General features: G+C 67.2%; 6 protein-coding genes, 1 tRNA gene and 1 pseudogene. 3 read left to right on the top strand and 5 right to left on the bottom strand.

The window, feature by feature from the left end:
* Positions 1 to 112 precede the first annotated feature (112 nt).
* Entirely contained in the window at positions 113 to 964 is an 852-nt protein-coding gene (locus AC5P09_RS13125; protein ID WP_493874034.1) for an IS5 family transposase, read from the top strand.
* A 400-nt stretch (positions 965 to 1,364) separates the two neighbouring features.
* Here AC5P09_RS13125 and AC5P09_RS13120 read toward each other — a convergent pair.
* The 3 genes and pseudogenes from AC5P09_RS13120 to AC5P09_RS13110 form a co-directional block, all read right to left on the bottom strand.
* Positions 1,365 to 1,437 (bottom strand) — tRNA-OTHER (locus AC5P09_RS13120).
* A gap of 5 nt (positions 1,438 to 1,442) precedes the next feature.
* Positions 1,443 to 2,513, bottom strand: a complete 1,071-nt coding sequence (locus tag AC5P09_RS13115) for an EamA family transporter (RefSeq protein WP_493874033.1) — start codon at positions 2,511 to 2,513, stop codon at positions 1,443 to 1,445.
* A 67-nt stretch (positions 2,514 to 2,580) separates the two neighbouring features.
* Positions 2,581 to 3,766, bottom strand: a pseudogene (locus AC5P09_RS13110) (IS110 family RNA-guided transposase).
* Positions 3,767 to 4,001: 235 nt separating this feature from the next.
* Here AC5P09_RS13110 and AC5P09_RS13105 point away from each other — a divergent pair.
* Together AC5P09_RS13105 and AC5P09_RS13100 are read left to right on the top strand one after the other, a co-directional pair.
* On the top strand, positions 4,002 to 4,217 hold the full coding sequence (locus AC5P09_RS13105; protein ID WP_493874032.1) for a tautomerase family protein: 216 nt from the start codon (positions 4,002 to 4,004) through the stop codon (positions 4,215 to 4,217).
* A 284-nt stretch (positions 4,218 to 4,501) separates the two neighbouring features.
* Positions 4,502 to 5,098 (top strand): hypothetical protein, encoded by a 597-nt coding sequence (locus AC5P09_RS13100; RefSeq protein WP_493874031.1) that lies wholly within the window; start codon positions 4,502 to 4,504, stop codon positions 5,096 to 5,098.
* On the opposite strand, the gene AC5P09_RS13095 is transcribed toward AC5P09_RS13100, so the two are convergent.
* Both AC5P09_RS13095 and AC5P09_RS13090 read right to left on the bottom strand, forming a co-directional pair.
* A complete protein-coding gene (locus AC5P09_RS13095; protein WP_493874030.1) occupies positions 5,052 to 5,570 on the bottom strand; it encodes a GNAT family N-acetyltransferase in 519 nt (172 codons plus the stop codon). The two genes, AC5P09_RS13100 and AC5P09_RS13095, sit on opposite strands and share 47 nt — an antisense overlap.
* Positions 5,571 to 5,756: 186 nt before the next feature.
* Entirely contained in the window at positions 5,757 to 7,658 is a 1,902-nt protein-coding gene (locus AC5P09_RS13090) for a galactose oxidase early set domain-containing protein (RefSeq protein WP_493874029.1), read from the bottom strand.
* Between the last annotated feature and the right edge of the window lie 328 nt (positions 7,659 to 7,986).

Here is a 7,986-nt window from a genome sequence, read left to right as displayed (position 1 = left end):
AGACCGACCGGCAAATGGTGCGGACGGGCGGCGGCCTACAGCTCAGATGCAAGGCAGGCACGGGCCTGAGTGATCATGGAGTTCTCTACGCTCAGTGATCACCGGAGGGCCCGTGCCTGCTGTCCCATCTTGCCTGCTCGAACCCCTGTGGGACCAGTTCGCCGCTCTCCTGCCCGCACGGGACGAGTACGCGCCGACCCACCCGCTGGGCTGCCACCGACGCCGGATTGCCGACCGCATCGTCTTCGAACATGTCGTCCAAGCCCTGGTCCACGGCTCCGGATACGAGCGGCTCTCCAGCCCCGGGTGCTCGGACCGCACGATCCGGCGCCGCGTCAAAGAGTGGGCCCAGATGGGGATATCGGAGCAGGTCCACGCCCTGGCGCTGGAGGCGTACGACCGAATGATCGGCCTCGGACTGGCTGAGATCTCCGTGGACGGCTGCATCACCAAGGCTCCCTCCGGCGGTGAGAAGGCCGGCCGCTCCCCGGTCGACCGCGGCAAGCAGGGACTGAAGCGCTCGGTTTCCTCCGACGAGGCCGGGGTACCGCTGGGGATCGTCTCGGCTGGCGCCAACCGGCACGACTCACCCCTGCTCGGCCCCACCCTGCAAGCCACGAAGGATCAAGTCGGCGTCCTGCCAGACATCGTGAACGTCAATCTGGACCGCGGCTACGACAGCACCAAGACCCGCGAACTGCTGGGTGAATTCGGCTTCACAGGCGAGATCGCCCGCAAAGGGATACCCGTCCCGATCCAAGCGGGGAAGCGGTGGGTCGTCGAGCGCACCCACTCGTGGATGAACGGCTACGGCAAGCTGCGGCGCTGCACCGAACGGGACGGCAAGGCCGTGGACTTCTACCTCTACCTCGCCGCAGCCCTCGTAACGCTCCGCATGCTCATCCGCCGCGCGACCAGCCGCTACCGCTGGGACGACCGCCCCACCACCCGACGCCTCAAGTGATCCATTCGCCGGTCGGTCTAAGCGTCCTCACCCTCTCGGCATCACATGATCAAACCGAACGAGTCAGGCAAACGCCGGGGCCCTGCGGATTCCGGTACGAGGCCCATGCCGATCTCCGCAGATGCAGCAGCCCGCGAAGCGTCCCGCTGGGGCGGGTCGAACCCGCAATCCGGCGGAACCACCGTCCCCGACCTGCGGATTCCGGTGCCTTGTTCGGCTACACCACCCGGCGGGATGTCATCCGTACGACCTCATCTGTCCAACCACGTACGACCTAACGTGTCCACTTCGTAGCGTGTCGGCTGCTGATTTTGCGCGGCTGATCGGCAGGCTGTCGTGCGACCGGTCGGGGTGGCACCCGAAGAGGGCTGTTCGTGATGCGTGGCGGACGCGGCGAGCGTCGGGGCGGCCGGAATCGAACCGGGCAGTCGACCAACACGGGTTGGAAGGTGCTCCGAACTGCACACGCCCCGTCTGTTCACGCCCCGGTGCCGGGGCCGTTTGGTGAGGAGTCCAAGGGATCCCGCAGGTTCCCCCGTCCGGATCTCGACAGCTGTGCGCAGTAGACCCCAACGAGGATCAGACAGCCACCGATGACCTGCCAGCGGTTCGGTACCTGGCTGAGCAGAGCCCAAGCTGTCAATGTCGCGAAGACGACTTCGAGGATTCCCATGAGTGAGCCGCGGGTCGCCCCGAGGACGGAGATCGCGGCGACACCGCTGAGGTAGGCCAGAAAGGTGGAAACCAGAATCAGTACGGCCGCGGGCACCAGCCAGCTCACGTTCTGCCCGGCCACGAGGATGCCACCAGGAGAGAAGTCGACTGTCATCGGCAGCGCCCCCAGGGCTCCCAACACGGCCACGATGAGCGCCCCGACCGCGGTTCCCGCGGCAAGGAGGGCGACCGGGTGAGTCCTGGTGTCCGCGCTGTCCGAGATGAGGAAGTATCCGGCCTGGCTGACCGCGGCCATCAGCCCCCAGACCACCCCCTCCCATTTCAGATCGACGCCGAACCACACTTCAACCACCACGGTGAGACCGAAGAGCGCGGTGACTCCGCCCATGAGGCTCATCACGGTGGGGCGTTGGCCTCTGACGAGCCAGGCCCAGAGAACCACGAGCAGTGGTGCGACGTACTGCAACAGGAGAGCGACGCCGACCGGGAGGAAACGCACTGCATTGAAGTAGCACGCCTGCGCGCCGGCCATCGCCAGCAGGCCGTAGAGCAGCACCCTCCGTGCGTCGTCGCGAACCATTCGCCACAGCGCCCCACGCAACATGACCAGGGCGAGGACGCCCAGCAGAAGGGCGGCGCCGGCGAGACGGACGAGAACCACGGAGCCGGCTGTCCAGCCCGAGTCGAAGAGCGCCTTGGCGAACGGCCCGGAAACTCCCAGCGATCCGGCGGACACGAGCGACAGGAAGATCCCTCTCCCCACCGGCTGGTCCGGTTTCGCGGCCGTAATGCCTGTGGTGTCGTCAACAGCTGACGAGGACATGCAGTAAGCCCTTCTCAGGCAAGGACGAGGGATTCGCGACCAACCGTGCACAACAGGGACCTGCTGCGAGCACCGCGGGCGATACCGCTGAAGCGTAGAGAACTTCCCAATGACGTTGTCAAGCCGTTGCCGTGACTGGTGGTGTGGCTTGGTAGCACGCTCCGTCGCGGATCATGGCCCACAGGACGTTGGCCCGGCGGTGGGCGAGTGCCAGCAGCGCCTGTTTGTGCCCCTTGCCCTCGGCCCGCTTGCGCTCATAGAACTGTTTCGAGGCGGGACAGTTCCGCAGGCTGGCGAAGGCCGAGAGGTAGAAGGCGCGGAGCAGGCCGCGGTGGTAGCGGCGTGGGCGGTGGAGGTTGCCGCTGACGCGTCCGGAGTCGCGGGGGACGGGTGCGAGGCCGGCGTAGCCGGCCAGGCGGTCGGCGGTGCCAAAGGTGTCCATGTCGCCGCCGGTCGCAGAGAGGAACTCCGCGCTCAGCATGGTGCCCATGCCAGGCAGGCTCTGAATCACCTCGGCGTGCGGGTGCTCGCGAAACCGGGCCTCTATCAGGGCTTCGAGCTCGGTGATCTCCTCACCGAGGGCCATCACCCCCTTCGCCAGGCGGGCCACCATGGTGGCCGCGAGTTTCTCGCCGGGCAGTGCGGTGAACTGGGCCTCGGCGGCCTCCACAACGGTCCGGGCCAGGGCCGCGCTGTTGCGGACCTTGCGGTTCTTCAGCCACGTCGCGATCCGGGAGGCGCCGGCGCGACGGATCGCGGCCGGGGTCTGGTAGCCGGTCAGCAACAGGACCGGCCCCTTCTTCGTCAGGTCCAACGAGCGTTCCAACACAGGGAAGATTTCCAAGAGTTGGGCGCGCAGGCGGTTGATCTGCCGAATCCGGTCGCAGACCAGATCGGTGCGGCGGGTAACCAGCGTGCGCAGGTCGACCGATATCTCGTCGCCGGGCCGCAGGACACCGAGGTCGGTGCGCATGCGGGCCTGGTCGGCGATGACGAAGGCGTCCTTCGCGTCGGTCTTGGCCTGGCCCCGGTAGCCGGCCGATGCACGGTGGATGGCCAGGCCGGTGATGTAGGTGATGTGCTGGTCGTGGCTGACCAGCAGACCAAGCAGGAGTGCGGCCCCGCCGTGGTTCCACCGCCCATAGCACATCCCGCGACAGCTCCAGTACGTCAGCGATGAGCTGGAGCAGCTCAGCCTCGTCGTTCAGGATCCGGCGCGACAGCAGTCGCTTGCCCTGGGCGTCGATCACCACGCAGTGGTGATGTTCCTTGCCGATGTCCACTCCGGCCCAGATCTCGGGCACAGCCACCTCCGTCAGCTCGTCGTACACCAACCCAGCAGACGACCTCGCCGACGTTGTCCTACAAAGCGATCGCGTCGCGTCTCCCAATTAGCGGTCGAGTCGTCGCGGGGTTCCGGGCGGCCAAGTTCTCTGAGCCATCCAGCGGCGACTCCATGACAGCCATATCCGGAACCCCTGGGCCTCGCCGATCTTACGAATGACCAGCTCAGACCCACATCAAGAAAGTAGGACCACCATGCCGTTCGCCAACTTCAAGGTCCCTGCCGGCACCCTCGACGAGAAGCAGAAGGAGAAGACCGTCACCCGCACCACCGAGCTCTACGTCGAGATGTACGGCGAACGGGCCCGCGCCAACGCCATGGTCATCGTCGAGGAGGTCGCCGACGGCGGCTGGGGCATCGGCGGCAACGTCCTGACCCGCGCGATGCTCGAGCAGTCACCCGAGAGCTGACGCCTCCGCCCGGCAGCCGCCTCAGCGGTGATCATGACCACTGGTTGAGCACTTTATGAACACCGCAACACCTGTACGCGGCTCCGCGATACCCCGATGCTTTGAGGGGTCATGCACTGTCTGCACTACGTCGGGTTCCGGTCATGCTCATCCCTCAGACCCTTGACGAGCCGATGGATTTATCGTCGGCCGGCCCAGGAATGCCAGGCCCGGTCGACGCGGTCTTCTCGATGCAGCGGGACGCAACAGCAGCCTTGCTGCGCGAGATGAGGAGCCAGCACATCATGCCGACGTTCCCCCAGCCCTGGGGATCGATCGGCGCCTACCTCTCCCTGCTGCGCCGGCCGCGCCCCCTGGCACTTCTCGAGGTGCCCGACCTGAGCCAGGTCCCTGACCTGCCGCAGCGTGTTCACGTACTCAGCAGGCTGTCCGCGGTCGTCGTCCTGGTACCCGACGGCACCGACTCGGTCGCCCTGCTGCGGGCCGGCGCCGCCAACGTGCTGTCTCGAAGCATCTCGCCCAAGGAGCTGGCCAGCCGCATAGCCGCCGAGCGTCGCTGGCTGGCAGTGCTGTCCCCGCTTCATGCCACGGACGACACCCATGAATTCCCGAAGCTCGGACCGAACGTGAAGCACGGCTCCCAGAAGATTCTCCTGGAGCTCATCCAAGCCGTGAGGCACTCCTGGTGCTGCCACGACCTGTGCCTGCTTCTCGGCGACGCGCGGCATCCGCTCAGCCGGCGTGCGCTGCAAGCTCGAATGACGCGACTGACCCGTCGTATGGCGGAGTGCGGTACGTCGTTCACCCTCACCCATCAGTGGGGCCGCACCACCTTCAGCCGGGCTCGCCCGGACTCGGACAGGTCGGCACCCGCGGAATAAGGAGCTCCAGCTCGGGCCGGTCCCACGCCACAGCGGGCGGGTTCGCGGACGCGGTCCCGGTGTGCACCGCGCCCACGCTGCGGTAGAAGCCCTCGGCGGGAGGGTGCGACACCACCCGGACCCGGTCGAGCCCGGCGGTGCGGGCCTCGGACTTCATGTGCGCGACGAGCAGCCGCCCGATGCCGCGTCCCTGTGCTCCGTCGGCGACGAACAGCAGGTCGAGCTCCGGCGGGGCGAGGACGAGTGAGTAGAACCCGAGGACACGGCTTTCGTGCTCGTCGGCGGCGACGGCCACGAAGACACGGTGGGTCTCGATGTAGTCGGGACCGATCCGGTAGTCCGCGACCATGGCCGCGTACTGCCCTTCGTAGGCGCGTGAGCCCCGCACGAGCCGCGTGAGCCGCTTGGCGTCCCGCGCCACGGCACGCCGTACCGTGGTCGGCCCGCCCCAGGGCGTAATGCCTGACTTCATAGGAAGAGTATTACGCACTGGCGGATGCACTCATGCGGCGGGTGCGGCTGAGCAGGTCTGCCCAGGAACGCCCTGCGCCCTCGGCCCGGCGGATGTCGGACGACCCCACCGCTCAGCCACGCGCCGCGAAGGGCGACTGACGGACATCTGCCCTGGTCAGCCGCCCCTCAACGAGGTGAGTAGCCGTTAATCGCGGCCCGACGGGGAAACGCCCTGGGCGGGCTCCAGCTTCACCCACTTCGCGACGCTCGGCACGCCCCGCTTGTCCAGCAGGAACAGCATGTGCCACCCGGGCGGGGCGTCGGCGGCCGTTTCCGGGGTCTGCAGGCTCAGCTGGTTGCCGTCACGGCTGTTGATCTTCAGCTTCAGGTGGCGCTGGCTGGGGTTCGTCGAGTGCGTGGCGGTCGTCGGCGCCACCAGGACGGCGCTGTCCACCCGTCCCGGCGTGGAGGTCTGCACGGTGAAGGCGGAGTCGTAGCGCAGCGCACCGGCCGGGGCCCTGTTCAGCTGGGGCCGGTCGCCGACGTGCAGGTACCACGGCTCGAACATCTCGATGCTGCCGTGCATGTCGTCCTTGATGTCCGGGTCGTTGGCGATCTGCTGGGCCTCGTCCCCGGTGACCAGGATCCGCCCGTCGGGCATGAGGACCGCGTTGGAGTGGTAGCCGCGCGGCAGCCGCTGTACCGGGCCGAGCGTCCAGCTGCCGTTCTCGTCGCGCGCCTCGGTGTGGCGGTACTTCGGCAGGGCGTTCGGGTTGTACAGGCCGTTGCCGTAGTTGCGGATGTGGAAGGAGCCGTTGACCGTGAACAGTTTGCCGTCCGGCAGCATGAGCGTGCTGTCGTTCGCCCGGCCGAAGGCTCGGGCCTCGCGTTTGTTCCAGGACTTCCCCTTGGTCAGCTCGTAGGTGTTTGCGTCGTCCCGGTTGCCGCCGAGGAGCAGGACCGAGTCCGGGCCCTGGAAACCGTTGGGCAGCGGCACCGCGGAGCCGTAGATGCGCTCGGGGTTGCAGCCCTCGCCGTTGCCGTCCCTCGTGTCCTTGCAGGGAATGTTGGGCCGGTCCGGCAGCTTCGCGCGTGACTCCGTGTTCAGGTCGAAGACGTACTGCTCGTCGAGCTGCCGGCCGAGGCCGTAGACCTTGCCGTCGCGCAGCGTGAACAGCTGTGGATAGTCCTTGGTGAAGGGCGCCTTTGCACGGAACGTGTCGACCGGTACGTTCGCGGGCACGTCGCCCTTCTGCCACGGCACCGGGTGCGACTTGGCGGGGAAGCGCTCGACGATGGAGGTGGGGGTGCCCCAGCCGAGCTCCGACTGGCCCGACATGATGAGCAGCCGGCCGTCGGGCCCCTCCACGACGCCGGGATACCACCGGCCGACCGACATGTCCGCGTTGCGGTGCCAGGTCTCGGTCCAGGGGTCGAAGACGAGCGACAGCTTGGCTCCGCTGCCCCCGTTGCCGCCGAGGTTGCCGCCGAACACCCCGAGCATGCCGTTGGGCAGGAACGCGTGGCCGGCACAGAAGAACGGTGCCGGCCGCGCCTCGTTCTTGCCGTCGGGCATCACCACCATGGGCGGAGCCACGTTCTTGAAGGCGTCGCGTCCCGTGCCCTTGGCCGGGTCCCACAGATACGCGCGGCCGGCGTTCTCCTTGCCGATGACGTCGGTGGGGGCGGTCTCCTTCTGGGGGTTGTCCTCGATCGGCTCGAAGGAGAAGAGCAGCACCTTGCCGGTGGGCAGCATGGCGATGTGGTCGCCGTAGTCCGGTGAGGGGAAGTACTCCGCGAACCGGCCGAACTTCTCGGGCGCGTACTGCTTGTTGGTCTCCGCCTGGGTCTTCGTCAGCTCCTTGAGCCTCGCCGTGCGGGTCGACTGCGGGTACTCGGCCAGGGCCTTGGCCGTGGCCCGCAGGCCGGCATGCTCCTTGGCGTGCGCCTCGCCCAGGACGGCGGCCTCGTCGTCTCTCATCTCCTTCTTGATCTGCCGGTCGGTCACATGGACCTTTTCGGAGTCGTCCGCGTCGGCGACTTCGCTGTGATGGGCCCCGTCGTGCGCGTATGCGGAAGGCGCGGTGAAGACCGTCGTGGCGGTCACCGCAGAGACGAGTGCGCACGCCAAAAAGGCCGCGGAAATCTTTTGTGGGGACATGGCTCTCCTAGCCGTCCGAGGACATGAGGGAGGGGGAAAGCGGTGAAGGGAAAGCAGGCAGCAGAAAGGGAAGGAAAAAGCGAACGAGGGTCGCGGCGGATGCGCCTGAAGGGGTATTCCCAACCTTTCCATCAATCGATCCGTTGTAACATCCGAAAACACATACGAGCTGTCACTCACTCCTTGCGCAGCGGTACGTCACGCCGGCGCAACTGGTAGTGAATTGGGTCATCGGGGCAGGTAGACGAGCTCGTTAAAGACGTGCGCTCCGCCA

The sequence above is a fragment of the Streptomyces sp. a15 genome (assembly GCF_059026085.1).
The sequence above is the reverse complement of the archived record's forward strand: the minus strand, read 5'-3'. Positions and strand labels throughout refer to the sequence as shown.

Coding starts and splice junctions, on each gene's coding strand:
- AC5P09_RS13105 (WP_493874032.1), top strand. CDS start 4,002: ATGCCGTTCGCCAACTTCAAGGTCCCTGCCGGCACCCTCGACGAGAAG.
- AC5P09_RS13095 (WP_493874030.1), bottom strand. CDS start 5,570: ATGAAGTCAGGCATTACGCCCTGGGGCGGGCCGACCACGGTACGGCGT.
- AC5P09_RS13100 (WP_493874031.1), top strand. CDS start 4,502: ATGCCGACGTTCCCCCAGCCCTGGGGATCGATCGGCGCCTACCTCTCC.